Source organism: Oleiphilus sp. HI0066 (genome assembly GCF_001635725.1).
This window is the reverse complement of record NZ_LWFH01001191.1, coordinates 1-1,084: the sequence shown is the minus strand read 5'-3', so window position 1 is coordinate 1,084 and position 1,084 is coordinate 1. Positions and strand designations below refer to the sequence as shown.

General features: G+C 44.2%; 2 protein-coding genes. Both read right to left on the bottom strand.

The genetic code is table 11. The features are described 5' to 3' along the window. Nucleotides 1–176 precede the first annotated feature (176 nt). The gene (locus A3738_RS16175; RefSeq protein WP_156502779.1) at nucleotides 177–653 is read right to left on the bottom strand and encodes a DUF6231 family protein; all 477 of its coding nucleotides are present in this window, start codon (nucleotides 651–653) and stop codon (nucleotides 177–179) included. Between the two features lie 8 nt (nucleotides 654–661). After that, on the bottom strand, nucleotides 662–1,084 hold a 423-nt coding region (locus tag A3738_RS16170), incomplete at its 5' end, for an aminotransferase class I/II-fold pyridoxal phosphate-dependent enzyme (RefSeq protein ID WP_156504300.1).

Sequence of the window (1,084 nt, the reverse complement as noted above, 5' to 3'; positions counted from 1 at the left end):
TCTGTGTCACCCTGGCTTATCCTTTTTGTCATCCCGTTTTTCCCCTTTTCGTCATCCCGTTTTTAAAACGGGATCTCATGGTTGGTTTGCTGAGTTAGACCCGAGATCCTGAATGTGCGCGTACTTCGTCCGCTGCTTCAGGATGACCATGATATTTTTATCCTTAATACATCGTGCTACCAACGATATTTATTAAAGTTCTCTGGATTCGCCCAGAAACGTGAATTATTCCATTCACGCTTTTTGTTGTAGCTGGCAATGTCATAGCTATAGACGGTCAGTCCACTTTCATCTTGTTCTTCTCTTTTGAATCCTAAACTGAGCATGTCGCTAAAGGATAGTGTCGACTCTCCATTGCAGAGAATAAGCATTTTTGCATTGAGATGGTTTCTTAGAACGCCAATAACTTCTATTGCTTTGGAATGTTCGAGCTGATTCAAGTTTTCACCGAGAACGATCAAATCGACATTTTTCACTTCATCTGGGCTTAAATGTAAATCACGCATTTTCGATGCAGGAAGAGCTTGTATGACGCATTGAGCTTTGGCATCTTTCAGAATTTCTTCGATCTGAGATGAGGCGACCAGAACATGGTTTGGCTTGATCTCTTCGAGAATATGCATCATGCAAGAAAGTGCGTTATTCGTAGTCATGCGTCTATCTAATCTTTATGGTTGAGTTTGTCTTGTACGAGTGAGCCGAGCAATGCGATGGCTTCTTTTCGCGCTGGTGTCCAAGCTTTTGAATAGCACAGCCGTATCGAGCTTTTAAACTTATTTGCGTTCGATGAAAAAATCTCTCCAGGAGCAACAATAATACCCTGTGCTTTGGCTTCGAAGTACAGCTCTGTGGCATTTAAGCCTGCGGGCAATTGAAGCCACGCGACATAACCACCTTGAGGGGAGGATAAGCGCACATCACTTGGGAAATGTTCACTAATCAGCTTGAAAAAGTGGTCGCGTCGGCCGCGGTAGGTATCGCGCGCAAGACGAAGGTGTCGATCGAAACTAGAGCGGTTAAGCACCTCAGCAACCGCCATTTGAGGTAAACAGAACTGGTTTGATGCGCTCAGAAATCGCTGATA

Excerpts from the sequence above, each read along its gene's own strand:
- A3738_RS16175 (WP_156502779.1), bottom strand. The coding sequence starts at position 653 with ATGACTACGAATAACGCACTTTCTTGCATGATGCATATTCTCGAAGAG.